This window comes from Myxococcus sp. MISCRS1, assembly GCF_026626605.1.
GTDB lineage: Bacteria > Myxococcota > Myxococcia > Myxococcales > Myxococcaceae > Myxococcus > Myxococcus fulvus.
The window spans coordinates 2,785,421-2,803,540 of record NZ_JAPNKB010000001.1 but is presented as its reverse complement, the minus strand read 5'-3'; the positions used below and the strand labels follow the sequence as shown (position 1 = coordinate 2,803,540).

Annotated in this window: 2 protein-coding genes; both read left to right on the top strand. The window is 72.5% G+C overall.

Annotation, left to right across the window (positions count from 1 at the left end; translation table 11 throughout):
• Positions 1–47 precede the first annotated feature (47 nt).
• Entirely contained in the window at positions 48–8,069 is an 8,022-nt protein-coding gene (locus OWM54_RS10660; protein WP_267697420.1) for a type I polyketide synthase, read from the top strand.
• Positions 8,066–18,112 carry a type I polyketide synthase gene (locus tag OWM54_RS10655; RefSeq protein ID WP_267697419.1) on the top strand — a complete coding sequence of 3,349 codons (10,047 nt, stop codon included), beginning with the start codon at positions 8,066–8,068 and terminating at the stop codon, positions 18,110–18,112. Before OWM54_RS10660 ends, OWM54_RS10655 begins: the two co-directional genes overlap by 4 nt.
• The last annotated feature ends 8 nt before the right edge of the window (positions 18,113–18,120 follow it).

Genomic DNA, 18,120 nt, shown 5'->3' with positions numbered 1-18,120 from the left:
CCGACGTGAAGGTTCATGGCCCCGGCGTGGGCGGAAGAGGCGTGGAGATGACGGCTGAAAGTTCGATGTCGGAGCAGGCCATCCAGGCGTGGCTCGTCGCGCGAATCACCGCGCTGCTGGGCCTGGAGACGCTGGACCCCCAGGAGCGGCTGAGCCGCTACGGGCTGGACTCCGTGAAGGTCGTGGCCTTGATGACGGAGCTGTCCGGCGTGCTGGGCCGCCCCGTGTCGCCCCTGCTGTTCTGGCGGCACCCGTCGATTCACGCGCTGGCGGCGGCGCTGTCGGGCCGCGCGGAGCCGGAGGCCCGGCCGGTGGCGACGACGTCGGCCTCGCGTCCGGTGGATGAGCCCATCGCGGTGGTGGGCCTTGCGTGCCGCATGCCGGGTGCGCCGGACGTGGCCTCGTTCTGGCGACGGCTGTGCGAGGGCTACGACGCCATGCGCGAGGTGCCGGCGGAGCGCTGGGACATCGACGCGTACCACGACACCGAGCTCCAGGCCCCGGGGAAGATGGTGGCGCGCCGGGCGTCCTTCGTGGACGGCGTGCAGGGCTTCGACCCGCTCTTCTTCGGCATCTCCCCGCGCGAGGCGGCGGAGATGGACCCGCAGCAGCGGCTGATGCTGGAGCTGGCGTGGGAGGTGCTGGAGGACGCGGGCGTGCCGGCGACGGGGCTGCGTGACTCGAGCACCGGCGTCTTCGTGGGCGCCATCTGGCACGACTACGCGGTGCTGCACCAGAACGCGTGCGCGGCCGTCACGCCGCACACCGCGACGGGACAGGCGCTCAACATCGTGGCCAACCGCATCTCCTACGCGCTGGGCCTGCGCGGGCCGAGCGTCACGCTGGACACGGCGTGCTCGTCGTCGCTGGTGGCCGCGCACCTGGCCTGTCAGAGCCTGCGTGCGGGGGAGTGCCGGCTGGCGCTGGTGGGCGGCGTCAACCTGCTGCTCGCGCCGGAGACCAGCGTGGCGCTCACCAAGTTCGGTGGGCTGTCGCCGGATGGCGCGAGCAAGGCCTTCGCCGCGGACGCCAACGGCTTCGCGCGCGGCGAGGGCGCGGGCATGGTGGCGCTGATGCCGCTGTCGACGGCGCAGGCGGCCGGTGTTCCCATCTACTGCGTCATCCGCGGTGGCGCGGTGAACAACAACGGCTTCGGCAACGGCCTGACGGCGCCCAGCGCGGCGGCCCAGGAGTCGCTGCTGCGTGACGCGTACGCGCGCGCCGGGGTGACGCCCAGCCGCGTGCACTACGTGGAGACGCACGGCCCCGGCACGGCCCTGGGCGACCCCATCGAGGCGGGGGCCCTGGGCACGGTGCTGGGCGAGGGGCGGGACGCGGAGCGCGCGCTGCTCATCGGCTCGGTGAAGACGAACATCGGTCACCTGGAGGGCGCGGCGGGCATCGCCGGTCTGCTCAAGGTGGTGCTGGCGCTGTCGCACCGCCGCGTGCCGCCCAACCTGCACTTCGACGCGCCCAATCCGCTCATCGACTTCGGGACGCTGCGCCTGAAGGTCCCCGAGCGGCTGTCGCCCTGGCCCGCGGAGGACGAGAAGGCGCTCGCGGGCGTGAGCGCCTTCGGGTGGGGCGGGACGAACTGTCACCTGGTGCTGGAGGAGGCCCCGGGCTCGCGCGCGGAGCTCCTGCCGCTGGCGGCGTCGGATGCGGCGAGCCTGCGCGCCGAGGTCGAGCAGGTGGCGGCCCGCGCGTCTGACGCCGCGTCCCTCGAGACGCTGGCGGAGCTGTGCCAGCCGTGGGCGCGCGACGTGGGCGAGGGCTCGCACCGGGTGGCCTTCACGGCCCGCTCGCGCGCCGAGCTCGTGGAAGAGGCCCGGGCCTTCCTGGCGGGACAGGAGCGCGTCGGGCTGGTGGTGGGCAGGGGGGAGCGGCCTTCGCCGCGCATCGCCTTCGTGTGCACGCCCCAGGGCTCCCAGTGGGACGGCATGGGACGCGAGCTGCTGCACCGCGAGCCGGTGTTCCGCGCGAAGGTGGAGGCGCTGGACGCGGCCTTCCGGCCCCTGGCGGGCTGGTCGCTGGTGGAGGCGCTGGTGACGCCGCATCCGCGCGCCGAGGACGCGGACGTGGTGCAGCCGCTGCTCTTCGCGGTGCAGGTGGGGCTCGCGGCCTTGTGGCGCTCGTGGGGCGTGGAGCCGGAGGTGGTGGTGGGCCACAGCCTGGGCGAGGTGGTGGCCGCCTGCATCACCGGCGCGCTCGGCACCGAGGACTCCGTCTGGCTGGTGCACCACTACAGCCGGTTGCAGCAGCGCACCGCGGGCCGCAGCGGCATGGCGCTGGTGGGCCTGCCGGGCGTCGAGGTGGAGGTGCTGCTGACGCCCCTGGAGGGGCGGGTGGTGGTGGCGGGCTTCAACGACCCGTCGACGACGGTGGTGTCCGGTGAGGCGGGGGCGCTCGACGCGCTGCTCGCGGACCTGTCCTCGCACGGCGTGTTCTGCTCGCGCATCCCCGTCAACGTGGCCGCGCACAGCCCGGAGATGGACGCCATCCGAGAGGACCTGGACGCGGCCTTCGCGCGGATGAAGCCCCGGATGAGCGCTCCGCGCTGGGTGTCCACGGTGACGGGAGAGGACCTGGAGGGCGCGTCGCTGGAGGCGTCCTACTGGAGCCGCAACCTCCGTCAGCCGGTGCGCTTCACGCAGGCGGTGGAGAAGCTGGCGGCGGAGGGCATCGACACCTTCGTGGAGCTGAGCGCGCACCCGGTGATGCGTCGCTCGCTCGAGCAGGCGCTGGCCCGGACGGAGCGGAAGGCGCTGACGGTGGCCTCGATGCGGCGCGACGACGCGCGCGGGGGCCTGCTGGATGCGCTGGGCGCGCTGTACGCCTGGGGCGTGTCGGTCTGCTGGCCGGGGACGCCGACGGTGGACGGCGCGGTGCTGCTGCCGTTGTCCGCCCGGACGCCGCGGGCGCTGACGGACCTGGCGCGCTCGCTGGTGCCGCATTGCGACCCCGCGTCGTCGACGTCGCTCGCGGATATCGCCGCGACGCTGGCGCTGCACCGCTCCCCGCTGGACCAGCGACTGGCGCTCGTGGCGAGGGACCTGGCGGGCGCGCGCGAGGGACTGGAGGCCTTCCTGCGGCAGGAGCCGCGTCCGGGGCTCGTGGTGGGACAGGGGCCCGCGTCCTCGCGGACGCCCGTGGTGTTCGTGTTCCCCGGCCAGGGCTCCCAGTGGGTGGGCATGGGGCGTGAGCTGCTCCGGAGCGAGCCCGTCTTCCGCGCGGCGATGGAGGACTGCGACGCGGCGCTGAAGGCCTTCGTGGACTGGTCGCTGCTCGAGGTGCTGGCGTCGAGCGATGCGGGCTGGCTGGAGCGCATCGACGTGGTGCAGCCAGCGCTCTTCTCCATGCAGGTGGGGCTCGCGCGGCTGTGGCGCTCGTGGGGCATCACCCCGGACGCGGTGGTGGGGCACAGCATGGGCGAGGTGGCCGCGGCGCACGTGGCCGGCGCCCTGACGCTGGAGGACGCGGCGCGCATCATCTGCCGCCGCAGCCGGCTGCTCCTTCGCACCAGCGGCCAGGGCGCCATGGCGGTGACGGAGCTGTCGCTCGACGAGGCGCGCGAGGTGCTGCGCGGCGTGGAGGACCGGCTCTCGGTGGCCGCGAGCAACAGCCCTCGCTCCACGGTGCTCTCCGGAGACCCCCAGGCGCTCCAGCAGGTGTTGGAGACGCTGACGCAGCGTCAGGTCTTCTGCCGGCCGGTGAAGGTCAACGTGGCCTCGCACAGCCCGCAGATGGAGCCGCTGCGCGCGGAGCTGTTGGCGCTGCTCGACGGGCTCTCCCCGCGCGCGAGCGAGGTGGCGCTGCACTCGACGGTGCTCGGGCGCGTGGCGGAGGGGACGGAGCTGACGCCCGCGTACTGGGTGCGCAACCTGAGAGAGCCGGTGCTGCTGTCGCAGGTGGTGGAGTCCCTGGTGGCCGCGGGCCACGGGCTGTTCGTCGAGGTGAGCGCGCACCCGGTGCTGCTGCCCTCCATCGAGCAGACGCTCGCGCACCTGGGCAAGCCGGGCACGGTGCTGCCGTCCTTGCGGCGCGAGCAGCCCGAGCGGGTGGTGATGCTGGAGTCGCTCGGCCGCCTCTACACCGAGGGGCGCGAGGTCTCCTGGCGCGCGGTGACACCCGCGGAGGGCCGTCAGGTGTCGCTGCCCACGTACCCGTGGCAGCGGGACCGGTACTGGTTCCAGCCGGGCGCGGCGGGGGCTTCGAGGAGCGCGGGACAGGGACACGCGGTGCTCGGGGTGTCGCGCCGCTCCTCGCTCCGGCCCGGGGCGCGGTTCTGGGACGTGGATGTGGCGGTGGAGAAGCTGCCGTACCTGAAGGACCACCGCGTGCAGGGCACCGTGGTGCTCCCGGCGGCGGCCTATCTGGACTGGGCGCTGGCCGCGGCGCGCGAGGGACTGGGCGAGGGGACGTGGGCCCTGGAGGACGTGCGCATCGACGAGGCGCTGGCGCTGCCCGAGGAGGGCTCGCGGCCGACCCAGCTCGTGCTGACGTCGGAGTCGGCGCAGGGCGCGTCGTTCAAGGTCTCCAGCTTCGTGCCCGTGTCGGGCGAGAGCGCGGAGGTGTGGACGGTGCACGCGTCCGGCACCGTGAGACCGCTGGCCATGGAGGCCACGCCATCCGCTGTGTCGCTGGACGAGGTGCGACGTCGGTGCACGCAGGTCCGCGAGGGCTCCGCGCACTACGGCGAGATGGAGGAGCGCGGTCTGAGCTACGGCCCGACGTTCCAGGGGCTGCGCGAGGTGTGGCGTCGCGACGGTGAGGCGCTGGGGCGGCTGGAGGTGCCCGAGGCGCTGGGCGCCGTGCGAGGGCTGCACCCGGCGATGCTCGACGCGAGCCTGCAGGTGCTCCTGGAGGCGTTCCCGTCGGGCGGTGGCACCCACGTCCCGGTGCGCGTGCGCCGCTTCGCGGTGAGTCGCGCGGGCACGCCGGTGCGTTGGGCACACGCTCGCCTGTCGGAGCCCGCGGCAGGGGAGACGATTCGGCAGGGAGACGTGTGGCTCCTCGATGCGGAGGGCCTGCCGGTCGCCGAGGTGCGCGGCATGGTGCTGGCGCCCCTGGCGGGACAGCGGGACGCGCGTCTGGTGGCCCAGGACCGGGCGCTGTTCGAGATGGCGTGGCACCGCGTGGACGCGCCCGCGACGTCGCCGTCCGCCGAGGCGCCGTGGCTCGTGCTGATGGATGGCCAGGGGCATGGCGCCGCGCTCGTGAGCCAGCTCGAAGCGCGGGGCGGCACGTGCGTGAAGGTCGAGGCGGGGGCGGAGTTCCGCAAGCTCGGCGCCCGGCACTTCGCGGTGGCCCCCGGTTCGCGCGAGCACTTCCAACGACTGCTGACCGAGGCCTTCTCCGAGGGCGAGTCGTGCGGAGGCGTGGTGTACCTGTGGGCGCTCGAGGCCTCCGAGGTGGAGGTGTCCGGAGCCCGCGCGAGCGACGAGGCCGAGCGGCTGTGCGGCGGCGCGCTGCATCTGGTGCAGGAGTTGACCCGCGCGGGGTGGCGGACCGCGCCCCGGCTGTGGCTCGTGACGAAGGGCGCGCAGGCCGTGGGCGGAGAGCCCCGGGTGAACGCGGTGCAGGGCTCGCTGTGGGGCCTGGGCCGCGTGGTGTCGCACGAGCACCCGGAGCTGCGGTGCACCTGTGTCGATGTCGAGGCGCTGTCCCCGGACGCGGCGGCCTCGCTGCTGGCGGAGGAGGTGCTCGCGGGCGCGAAGGACGAGCAGGTCGCGCTGCGTACCCAGGGACGGCACGCGGCGCGACTGGCGCGGCGTCTCCCGGTGGATGCGTCGCGTGAGTCCGCCGAGCCGAGGCTCCCCGTCGAGGGGCGGGCCTTCCGGGTGGAGATTCCCACGCCCGGTGTGCTGGACCGGCTGGTGGCGCGGGTGGCCGAGCGACGTCGTCCTGGCCAGGGCGAGGTCGAGGTCCAGGTGGAGGCGGCGGCCCTCAACTTCATCGACGTGATGAAGGCGATGGGCATCTACCCGGGCCTGCCTCCCGGGCCCGTCTCGCTGGGCGGTGAGTGCGCGGGCCGCGTGGTGTCCGTGGGTGAGGGCGTCACGGGGCTCTCTGTCGGACAGCGCGTGGTGGCGGTGGCCGGAGGCAGCCTGGGCTCGCACGTCATCGCGGACGCGCGCTTCGTGCGCCCGTGCCCCGAGGGCATGAGCGCCGAGGACGTGTCCACCGTGCCGCTCGTCTTCATGACGGCGTGGTACGCGCTGGAGCACCTGGGGCGGCTCCAGAAGGGGGAGCGAGTCCTCATCCACTCCGCGGCGGGCGGACTGGGACTCGCGGCGGTGCAGGTGGCCCAGGCCCGGGGCGCTGAAATCTTCGCCACCGCGGGCACGCCCGAGAAGCGCGAGTTCCTGCGCACCCTCGGCATCGCCCATGTCATGGACTCGCGCACGCTGGCCTTCGCCGACGAGGTGAAGCGCCTGACGAACGGCGAGGGCGTGGACGTGGTGCTCAACTCGCTCTCCGGTGACGCGATTCCGCGCGGCCTGGAGCTGCTCGGTCCGGAGGGGCGCTTCCTGGAGGTCGGCAAGCGCGACATCTACGACGGCCGGGCGCTGGAGCTCACGCCGTTCCGCAAGAGCATCTCGTACACGGCCATCGACCTGGCGGGACTCCAGGAGCGCAAGCCCGTGTTGTTCGCGCGGCTGCTCCGGGAGGTGATGGAGCAGGTGGAGTCGGGCGCGCTGCGGCCGCTGCCGTACCAGCGCTTCCCTGTCTCGCGGGTGGCGGACGCCTTCCGCGAGATGGCGCAGGGTCGGCACACTGGCAAGCTCGTCATCGGCATGGAGGACCCCGCGCTGAAGGTGGCCCCCGCGCGCTCGGGCTTCCGCGTGCGAGCGGACGGCACGTATCTGGTGACGGGTGGTCTGGGCGGACTGGGCCTCTCCGCGGCGAAGTGGCTGGTGGAGCACGGCGCGCGGAACCTGCTCCTGATGGGCCGCTCGTCTCCGTCGGAGACCGCGCGCAAGACGCTGACGGAGCTGGAGACGCAGGGCGCGCGAGTCGTCGTGGCCCAGGCCGACGTCGCGGACGCGGAGCAGCTGCGCGACGCGCTGGCCAGGACGCGTGACGGAGCGCTGCCGCCCCTGCGCGGCGTGCTGCACTGCGCGGGCGTGCTGGAGGACGCCACCCTGGCGCGACTGACGCCGTCGCACCTGCGCACGGTGATGGCGCCCAAGGTGCGTGGCGCGTGGAACCTGCACGAGCTGACGCGAGGCGAGGTCCTGGACTTCTTCGTCCTCTATTCGTCCGTGGCGTCGCTGCTGGGCCTGCCGGGCCAGGGCAACTACGCGGCGGCGAACGCGGCGATGGACTCGCTGGCGCATCACCGGCGCGCGGTGGGGCTGCCCGCGACGAGCGTCAACTGGGGTCCGTTCTCCGACGTGGGCCTGGCCGCCGCGCAGTCCAACCGTGGCGAGCGCCTGGCGTACCAGGGCATGGCGAGCTTCGTCGCACGTGAAGGAGAGGAGCTGCTCCAGCGGCTGCTCGACGAGGGCGCCACGCAGGCCGCCGCGGTGCGCCTGGACGTGCGCCAGTGGCTGGAGTTCTTCCCGTCCGTGGCGCCGCTGCGCGTCTGGTCCGAGCTGAGCGCGGAGGGACGCGGTGAGGTGGCCCGTCCCGGCTCGGACTTCCTGGGCACGCTGAAGCAGGCGGAGCCGGGCGCGCGCCTGGAGCTGTTGGAATCACACCTGCGCGAGCGGATTGCCCAGGTGCTGCGGCTGGAGCCCTCGCGCGTGGGCCGGGCGGACCCGTTCCGGGCGCTGGGCCTGGACTCGCTGATGAGCCTGGAGCTTCGCAACCGTGTCGAGGCGTCCCTGGGGCTCAAGCTCTCCGCGACGCTCCTGTGGACGCACTCCACGCTCGGCGCGCTGAGCGTCCACCTGCTCGAAAGACTCGAGCTCGCGCCGGTGCGCGAGCCCTCAACCCCTTCGCCGTCGAAGGCGAACCAGGAGCGTCCACCCGACGAGTCCGCCGCGGAGCTCGCGGCCCTCTCGGATGAGCACCTGCTGGACCTCTTCGACGATGCGCTGACCGCGCTGGAGAACGAATCGTGAGTGACGCGACCAAGGAGAACGAACTGAAGCAGCGCATGGCTCGCGCCGTGCTCGCGATGCAGAAGGTGCAGGCGAAGCTCGACACGCTCGAGAAGGCGCGCACCGAGCCCATCGCCATCGTCGGCATGGGGTGCCGCTTCCCGGGGGGCGCGGACTCGCCCGAGGCCTACTGGAAGCTGCTCGATGAGGGCCGGGACGCCGTGCGCCGTGAGCCGGCGTCGCGCCGCACGGGCGCCGACACGGGAACGCCGCGCTGGGGCGGGTACCTGGACGAGGTGGACGGCTTCGACGCGGACTTCTTCGGCATCTCCCCGCGCGAGGCGGCGAGCCTGGACCCGCAGCAGCGGCTCCTGCTGGAGGTGAGCTGGGAGGCGCTGGAGGACGCGGGGCAGAACCCGGAGAAGCTCCTGGGCTCGTCCACGGGCGTCTTCGTGGGCATCACCGGCAACGACTACGAGCGCGTGCTGCCCATGGGCGCGGACCAGCTCGACGCGTACTACATCACGGGCAACGGGCACTGCTTCCCGCCCGGTCGCATCTCCTACGTGCTGGGCCTCCAGGGGCCGAGCCTCGCGGTGGACACGGCGTGCTCGTCGTCGCTCGTCGCGGTGCATCTGGCCTGTCAGAGCCTGCGGCTGGGCGAGTGCAACCTGGCGCTCGCGGGCGGCGTCAACCTCATCCTGGACTCGCTCAGCACGGAGATGATTGCCCGCACGCAGTCGCTGTCTCCGAACGGGCGGTGCAGCACCTTCGATGCGTGGGCCAACGGCTTCGTGCGCGGTGAGGGCTGCGGCGTCATCGTGCTCAAGCGCCTGTCGGACGCGCAGGCGGACGGGGACACCATCCTCGCCGTGGTGCGGGGCTCGGCCATCAACCAGGATGGCCGCTCGACGGGGCTGACGGCGCCGAACGTGCTCGCGCAGCAGGCGCTCCTGCGCCAGGCGCTGGCGAACGCGCGCGTGGAGCCCTCGGCCATCGGCTACATCGAGGCGCACGGCACGGGCACGTCGCTGGGTGACCCCATCGAGGTGGAGGCCCTGGCCGACGTGGTGGGCGCGCCGAGGGCGGATGGGAGCCAGTGCGCGCTGGCGTCCGTGAAGACGAACATGGGCCACCTGGAGTCCGCGGCGGGCATCGCGGGCCTGATGAAGGTGGTGCTGTCGATGCGCAACGAGCGCATCCCCAAGCACCTGAACTTCACCCGGCTCAACCCGCGCATCCGCATGGACGGCACGGCCTTCGTCATCCCGGCGGAGAGCGCGCTGCCGTGGGCCCGCTCGCAGAAGCCGAGGCTCGCGGGCGTCAGCTCGTTCGGCATGAGCGGGACCAACGCGCACGTCGTGCTGGAGGAGGCGCCCGTGCGCGCGGTGCCTTCGGCGGCGCCGAGCCGGCCCCCCTCGAACCTGCTGCTCCTGACGGCGAAGTCGGAGGACGCGCTCGCCGAGCAGGTCCGTCAGTACGCGAGCCACCTGTCCGCGCACCCGGAGCTGGACGCGGCGGACGTGTGCTTCACCGCGAACACCACGCGAGCACGCTTTGCTCACCGTCTGGCGGTGGTGGGCGGCTCGACGCAGGCGCTGGCGGAGGCGCTGCAGGGCTTCGCGAAGGGGGACGTCTCGGACGCCGTGGCCTCGGCGGAGGCCGCGCCCCAGGCCCCGCGGGTGGCCTTCCTGTTCACGGGGCAGGGCAGCCAGTACGTGGGCATGGGCCGCGAGCTGTACGCGACGTCGCCCGTGTTCCGTGAGGCGCTGGACCGGTGCGCCGCGCTGCTGAAGCCCCGCATGGAGCTGCTGTCGGTGCTCTCCCCGGCGGAGGGCGCGACGTCGCCCATCGACCAGACGGAGTACAGCCAGCCGGCGCTGTTCGCGCTGGAGTACGCGCTGGCGCAGGTGTGGAAGAGCTGGGGCGTGGTGCCGCACGCGGTGATGGGCCACAGCGTGGGCGAGTTCGCCGCCGCCGTCGTCGCGGGCCACCTGTCCCTGGAGGATGGCCTCGCGCTCATCGCGGAGCGCGGCCGGCTGATGCAGGCGCTGCCCTCGGGAGGCGCGATGCTCAGCGTCTTCGCCACCGAGGCCCAGGTGCAGCCGCTGCTGGAGCCGCACCGGGGCCAGGTGTCGCTGGCCTGCCTGAACGCTCCTGGCCAGGTGGTGTTGTCCGGCGCGGGAGAGGTGATTGCGCGGCTGGACCAGGAGCTCCAGGCGAAGGGCGTGCGCACCAAGGCGCTCGTCGTCTCGCACGCGTTCCACTCGCCGCTGATGGACCCGATGCTGGAGGCGCTGGAGTCCCAGGCGGCTCGCGTCAAGGTGCTGCCGGGGACGATTCCCCTCGTGTCGAACGTGACGGGCCGGCCCGTGGGCGCTGGCGAGCTGGGGGCGCCGGGGTACTGGCGTCGTCATGCGCGTGAGGCCGTGCGCTTCCAGGAGGGCATGGAGTCGCTGCGCGAGCTGGGCATCGACGTGTTCGTCGAGGTGGGGCCCACGGCCACGCTGCTGGGCCTGGGCCGCGCGTGTCTGGGAGAGCAGCCGGCTTGGATTGCCTCGCTGCGCAAGGGGCGTCCCGACGCGGAGCAGCTGCTCGGCGCGCTGGGACGGCTGTTCCTCCGGGGCCAGGATGTGAACTGGCGCGCGGTGGACGCGGAGCCCTCGCGACAGAAGGTGGCCCTGCCCACCTACCCGTGGCGCCGTCTGCGTCACTGGCCGTCGGAGGCGCCTCGCCTCGCGACGGGGCGCTCCGAAAGCGCCCCGGTGCACGGCGCGGTGACGGAGCTGGACGCGGGCTCGCTCTTCCAGGTGCGTTGGGAGGAGTCGACGGCGAGCGGGCAGGGCGTCCCGGGTGCCTGGATGCTGCTGTGCGACCAGGGCGGCGTGGGTGAGGCGCTGGCCGCGCGCTTCGAGCAGCAGGGCGTTCCGCACGTGAAGGTCTACGCGGGGGCCGCCTCCGCTCCGGGGGCCCTGGCCGTGGACCCCGCGGACGGCGTGGCGCTGGCGAAGCTGTGGAAGGAGGCCTTCCCGGCGAACCTGCCGCGCGCGGGCGTGGTGCACTTGTGGGGCCTGGATGCGTCGGGCGTGGAGTCGCCGGGCGCGCTGAGGACCAGCACCCGGGAGCGCTGCATCAGCGTGGTCTCCGCGCTGCGGGCGCTCGAGTCCTCGTCGGAGCTGACTGGCCGACTGTGGGTGGTGACGCGCGGGGCCTGCGCGGTGGAGTCCTCGGAGGTCGACCCGTCGCAGGCGCTCTTGTGGGGCCTGGGCCGCGTGGCGGCGCTGGAGCATCCGGAGCGCTGGGGCGGGCTGGTGGACGTGGAGAAGGCGGAGGGCGAGCCGCTGGCGGACGTCCTCATGCGCGGTGCGGGTGAGGGCGAGGAGCAGGTCGCGCTCCGGAACGGGCGTCGGTTCGTCCCCCGGCTGGAGTCGAAGCCGCTCCCCGCGGCGAAGGCCACGACGCTGGCCTCGGCGGCGACGTACCTCGTCACGGGCGGCCAGGGAGAGCTCGGCCTGCAGGTGGCGCGCTGGATGGTGAAGCAGGGTGCGCGGCACCTGGTGCTCACGGCGCGCAGCGCCTTCCCCGAGCGCTCCGAGTGGGAGGCCCTGGAGGCTCGTGGTGGTGACGTGGCCGTGCGCATCGCGGCGGTGAGGGAGATGGAGGCCGCGGGAGCGACGGTGGTGCTCGCGCGCGCGGACGTCTCCCGTCGTGAGCAGATGGTGGCGCTGCTGGAGAACGTGCGCGCGACGATGCCCGCGCTCAAGGGCGTGGTCCACGCGGCGGGTGTCTCCACGCACGCGCGGCTGCGGGAGCTGGATGCCTCCGCGCTCGATGCCGTGCTGGCGCCGAAGGTCGAGGGCGCGTGGCATCTGCATGTGCTGACGCAAGGGGACTCGCTGGACTTCTTCGTCCTCTTCTCGTCCATCTCCGCGGTCTGGGGCTCGGTGGGCTCCGGACACTACGCGGCGGGCAACGCGTTCCTGGATGCGCTCGCGCAGCACCGGCGCGCACAGGGGCTTGTCGCGACGAGCATCAACTGGGGCCCGTGGGCGGGCCGGGGCATGGCGTCGCCGGATGCGCAGCGGTGGCTCGCGAACATGGGCGTGGACTCCCTGGAGACCGAGGAGGGGGTCGCGTGGTTCGAGCGGCTGCTCGGCGCGGACGTCACGCAGGCCACGGTGGCGCGCGTGCGGTGGGAGCGCTTCAAGCCCATCTATGAAGCCCGTGGTCCTCGGCCGTTCCTGGCGGCGCTGGGGACGAAGGCCGTGGAGACCGCCGCCGCGCCGATGGCGCCCACCGCGCCCATGCTGGGGCGGGACGAGCTGGAGGCGGCGGTGCGCCAGCAGGTCGCGGGGGTACTCGGGCTGGACCCGAAGCGGCCGATTCCCGCGGGACGCGGCTTCGCGGACCTGGGGATGGACTCGCTGATGGCGGTGGAGCTGAAGGAGCGGCTCCAGCGCGTGGTGGGGCAGTCGTTGCCGGCGACGCTGGCCTTCAATCATCCCAATGTGCAGGCGCTCACCGAGCACCTGCTGAGCCTCGTGGAGGAGAAGAAGCCTCGCGCGGAGGCCCCCAAGGCCGTCGCTCGCACGGACGAGCCCATCGCCATCATCGGCATGGCTTGCCGCTTCCCGGGGGACGCGAACACGCCGGAGGCGTACTGGCGCCTGCTGCGCGACGGCGTGGACGCGACGATGGAGGTGCCGGCGGACCGCTGGGATGTGGATGCGCTGTTCGACTTGGACCCGGAGGCGCCGGGGAAGATGTACATGCGCAAGGGCGGCTTCCTGCGCGACGTGGCGGGCTTCGAGCCGCAGTTCTTCGGCATCTCCCCGCGCGAGGCCGAGAGCATGGACCCGCAGCAGCGACTGTTGCTGGAGGTCGGCTGGGAGGCGCTGGAGCGCTCGGGCATCAACGCGGACTCTCTGCGAGAGACGAACACGGGCGTCTTCGTGGGCGTCACCGCGTCGGACTACTCGCGCGTCATCCTCAACCAGGATGCGGCGGCGGTGGATGCGTACTTCGCCTCGGGCACCTCGCTGAACGTGGTCGCCGGTCGCCTGTCGTTCGCGCTCGGGCTGCACGGTCCGAGCATGGCGGTGGACACGGCGTGCTCGTCGTCGTTGGTGGCGCTGCACCTGGCCTGCCAGAGCCTGCGCAACGGTGAGTCCACGCTCGCGCTGTCGGGCGGCGTGAACCTCATCCTCACGCCCGAGGCCACGCTGTCCATCTGCAAGGCGCACATGCTCTCGCCGGAGGGTCGGTGCAAGACGTTCGACGCCTCGGCCGACGGGTTCGCGCGCGGCGAGGGCTGCGGCGTGCTGGTGCTGAAGCGGCTGTCGGACGCGATTGCGGACGGGAACGAAGTGCTGGCGGTGATTCGCGGGACGGCGGTGAACCACGACGGTCCGAGCAGCGGGCTGACGGTGCCGAACGGGATGGCGCAGCAGGCGGTGATTCGGCAGGCGCTGGAGAACGGAGGGGTGAAGGCGACGGAGGTCAGCTACCTGGAGGCGCACGGGACAGGGACGTCGCTGGGAGACCCGATTGAAGTGGACGCGATGTGGGGAGCGCTGGGGGAGGGACGGAGCGGGGAGTCGCTGTGGCTGGGCTCGGCGAAGACGAACCTGGGGCACCTGGAGTCGGCGGCGGGAGTGGCGGCGGTGATGAAGGTGGTGCTGTCGCTGAAGAACAAGCAGTTGCCGCCGCACCTGCACTTCAAGACGCCGAACCCGCACATCGGCTGGGACCAGATGGCGGTGGAGGTGCCGACGAAGCTGACGCAGTGGGACCCGAAGCAGGGACGCCGTCTGGCCGGTGTCAGCTCGTTCGGCTTCAGCGGAACCAACGCGCACGTGGTCCTCGAGGAGGCTCCGGCTCCGCGTGAGCTGCCCGCGTTCCAGGAACGCCCGAAGCACGTGCTGGTGCTGAGTGCGAGGAGCGCGAGCGCGCTGGAGGAGCAGGCGAAGCAGTACGCGGGAGCGCTGGGCGAGGCCGCGGTGGGAGACGTGTGCTTCACGGCGTCGGTGGGAAGGACGCACCTGGAGCAGAGGCTCGCGGTGGTGGGTGCTTCAGCGGAGGAGCTGAAGACGAAGCTGGAACGCACGGTGGCGGGCGAAGCCGTGGCCGGAGTGGTGAAGGGCCAGGCGGTGGGGAAGGAGAAGAGGAAGGTGGCCTTCCTCTTCACGGGCCAGGGAAGCCAGTACGTGGGGATGGGAGAGGAGCTGTACCGGACGCAGCCGGCCTTCAAGGAAGCGCTGGAAGAGTGCGCGAAGGTGCTGGAGGGGGTGCTGGAGAAGCCGCTGCTGGAGGTGATGTTCGGCCAGGGCAGCGAGCTGGACGAGACGAGGTACACGCAGCCGGCGCTGTTCGCGGTGGAGTACGCGCTGTGGAGGATGTGGAGGAGTTGGGGAGTGGAGGCGGACGCGGTGCTGGGGCACAGCGTGGGTGAGTACGTGGCGGCGGTGGTGGCGGGAGTGATGGGGATGGAGGACGCGCTGAAGCTGGTGGCGGAGCGAGGCCGGCTGATGCAGGCGCTGGGCGGGGAAGGGGAGATGGTGGCGGTGGAGGCACCGGAGGAGTGGATTGCGGAGGCGGTGAAGGGGCTGGAGGCGAGCGTCTCGATTGCGGCGCGAAACGGGCCGAAGCAGTGGGTGGTGGCGGGGTTGAAGGAGGGAGTGAAGGAGGCGGAGCGTCGGCTGGGGGAGAAGGGCGCGAAGACGAAGAAGCTGAAGGTGTCGCACGCGTTCCACTCGCCGCAGATGGAGCCGATGCTGGACGCCTTCGAGGCGCGGGTGGGTGCGGTGAAGCTGGAAGCACCGAAGCGGGTGCTGATTTCGAATGTGAGCGGGAAGAAGGCGGGGGCGGAGGTGGCGAGCGCGAAGTACTGGCGCACGCACGTGAGGGAGGCGGTGCGCTTCGCGGAGGGGATGGAGGCGCTGAGGAAGGAGGGGGTGGGAATCTTCCTGGAGGTAGGCCCCGCGCCGGTGTTGGTGGGGATGGGGAGGCAGACGCTGGAGGAGGAGGGGCTGGAGTGGGTGGCGAGTCTGAGGAAGGGGAAGGGGGAGTGGGAGACGGCGCTGGAGGCGCTGGGGGCGCTGTACGTGAAGGGAGTGGAGGTGGCGTGGAGCGAGTACGAGAAGCCGTACGCGCGCCGCACCGTGTCCCTGCCCACCTACCCGTTCCAACGTCAGCGCTACTGGTGGACCCGCGAGCCGCGGGGACAGAGCGCGCTGCTCGCGCCGCGTGAGGCTCGAACCATCAAGCCGCACCTCGGGACCCGGCTGTACTCACCCGCGTTCGACGACATCATCTACAGCACGACGCTCGGGGCGTTCCGTCCGGCGTACCTCGATGACCACCGTCTCTACGGCACGGTCGTCACGCCGGCGGCCTCTCACCTCTCGATGGTCCTCTCGGCCGTCGTGGAGACCTTCGGTCCCCAGGCCTGCACGCTGGAGAACCTCACCTTCCACCAGGCGCTGGTGCTCGCGGACGACGAGCTGCGCCCGCTCCAGCTCATCTTCTCGCCGCACGCGGAGGGCTACTCCCTCAAGCTGATGACCCAGGGCGAGTCTGGTGACTGGGTGCTGCACGGCACCGGTGAGCTGCGAGTGGACCCGTCCCAGGTGTCCACGCCGAGGACGCTGCCCGCGCGTGACGCCGTGCTGGCGCGCTGCACCGAGTCGCGCTCGGGAGACGACTTCTACAAGTTCTTCCGAGCCATGGGCTACACGCTGGGCCCGAGCTTCCGCTGGATTGGTCCCTTCCAGCGCAGCCAGGACGAGGCGTTCGGCCAGATGCAGCAGCCGGAGCTGCCGGACTCCCCGGACAACTACCAGCTGTATCCGGGCCTCATCGACTCGTGCTTCCAGATGCTCGCCAACTGGATGGTGAGCGACGCGACGAGCCTGGCCGACGCGCTGGCGATTCCGTTCAGTGTCTCGAGGCTCAACTTCTTCCGCCGTCCGCAGGGCGCGCTGTGGTGCTACGCGAAGTCCACCGCGGGCGAGCGGGCCATCACGGAAGAAATCCTCAGCGGCGACGTGCAGCTCTTCGACGAGCACGGCCCGGTGGCGGAGATTCTCGGCTTCCACGCGCGTCGCGCCAGCCGTGAGGTCCTCCAGGCCAGCACGCACAAGAAGTCCGAGGAGCGCATCTACGAGGTGGCGTGGACCCCCGAGCCCCTGCCGCCCGCGCCGCTGCCCCAGGCCGAGTCCCACCCGTGGCTGCTGTTGCTGGACGCGCAAGGCGTCGGCGAGCAGCTGGCCACGCGGCTGGAGGAGCGCGGAGCCTCCGTCATCCGCGTGCGTCCTGGCGCTGGATTCCGGAACACGGCCCCGAAGCGCTTCGAGGTCGACGCGAGCGCTCCGGCCGACTTCACCCGACTGCTGCGCGAGGCCCTGAATGGAGCCTCGTGCGCGGGCGCTGTCTACCTGTGGGGCCTGGACCAGACCTCCTCCGAGGAGACTCGGTCCGCCGAGGCCCTGCATCAGGCGACGCTCCAGGCCACGGCGGGAGCGCTGCACCTGACGCAGGCGCTCGTGGCCAGCGGCACGCAGTCGCCGCTGTGGCTCGTCACGCAGGGCGCGCAGCCCGCCGATGGCGTGGCGGTGTCCTCGCCCGTGCAGGCGTCCCTGTGGGGCCTGGGCCGGGTCATCGACCTGGAGCACGGTGAGCTGCGCTGCGGCCGCATCGACCTGGACCCTCGGGACGTGAAGGGCAGCGTGTCCTCGCTGCTCACCGAGCTGCTGCGCTCCAGCGACACGCCGGGAGTCGAGGTGGCCCTCCGTCGGGAGCGGCGCCTGCGTCCCCAGCTCCAACGGGCGAAGGGTGGCGCGGAGGTCACCTCCTTCCGCGCGGACGGCACGTACCTGATTACGGGTGGACTGGGCGCGCTCGGTCTGTCGATGGCGCGGTGGCTGGTGGAGCACGGCGCGCGTCACCTGGTCCTCGTGGGACGACGTGAGCCCACGGCGGAGGCTCGCACGGTGCTCGCGGAGCTGGAGCAGGCGGGGGCGAGCGTCACGGTGGCCTCGGCGGATGTGGCGCGTGAGGCGGACGTCGCGGCGCTGCTGGCGCGCATCGACGCGGGGGCGGTGCCGCTGCTCGGCATCTTCCACGCGGCGGGCATCGTCGAGGACGGAGCACTGGTGCAGCAGGACGCCCAGCGCTTCGAGCGGGTGATGGCGCCCAAGGTGGCGGGTGCGTGGAACCTCCACCGCCTCACGGAGACCCGGCCGCTGGAGCACTTCGTCCTCTTCTCGTCGGCCGCGGCGCTGCTCGGCTCTCCGGGACAGAGTGGCTACGCGGCGGCGAACGCCTTCCTCGATGCGCTGGCGCACGTCCGTCGTTCCCGCGGGTTGCCCGCGCTGTCGCTGGACTGGGGCCCGTGGGCCGAGGTGGGCATGGCCACGGACGCGCAGGTGGCCAAGGCGTTGGAGCGCCGGGGCATCCGCGCGCTGCCGACGGCGCAGGGCCTGGAGCTGTTGGGCAAGGCGCTGGGGCACTCGCAGGCGCAGCTCGGGCTCATGCACATCCGGTGGCCGGCGTACCTGGAGGGCCTCGGACGACTGGGGCGCTCGGGCTTCTACGCGGCGGTGGCGCCGGCGCGGAAGGAAGAGTCTCGCGCGGCCGTGGCGACGACGAAGAAGCAGTGGTTGGCGGAGCTGCAGGGCGCGCTGCCACACGAGCGGCGGGAGGTGCTCGTCCGCAGGCTCCAGGAGGCGGTGGGGCGCGTGCTCCGCCTGGACGTGGCGGGAGGAGTCGATTGGGGCCAGGGCTTCACGGACCTGGGCATGGACTCGCTGATGGCCATCGAGCTGCGCAACGCCCTGCAGGACGGGCTGGGGCACTCGCTGCCTTCGACCATCGCGATGAACCACCCCAATGTGGACTTCCTCGCCGACCACCTCATCGAGGCTGTCTTGAAGTTCAACGACGAGAGGAAGCCCGCCCCGGCGCGTGAGGTGCCGGGCGAGGGCGAGCTCGAGGTGAGCCTCGACGCACTCTCCGACGCGGAGCTGGCCCGTCTGGCGCTCGCGGACCTGGCAACGGATTCCTGAGGAATATC

What these genes read in the sequence shown, in the direction of transcription:
- OWM54_RS10660 (WP_267697420.1), top strand. Translation starts at nt 48, where the DNA reads ATGACGGCTGAAAGTTCGATGTCGGAGCAGGCCATCCAGGCGTGGCTC.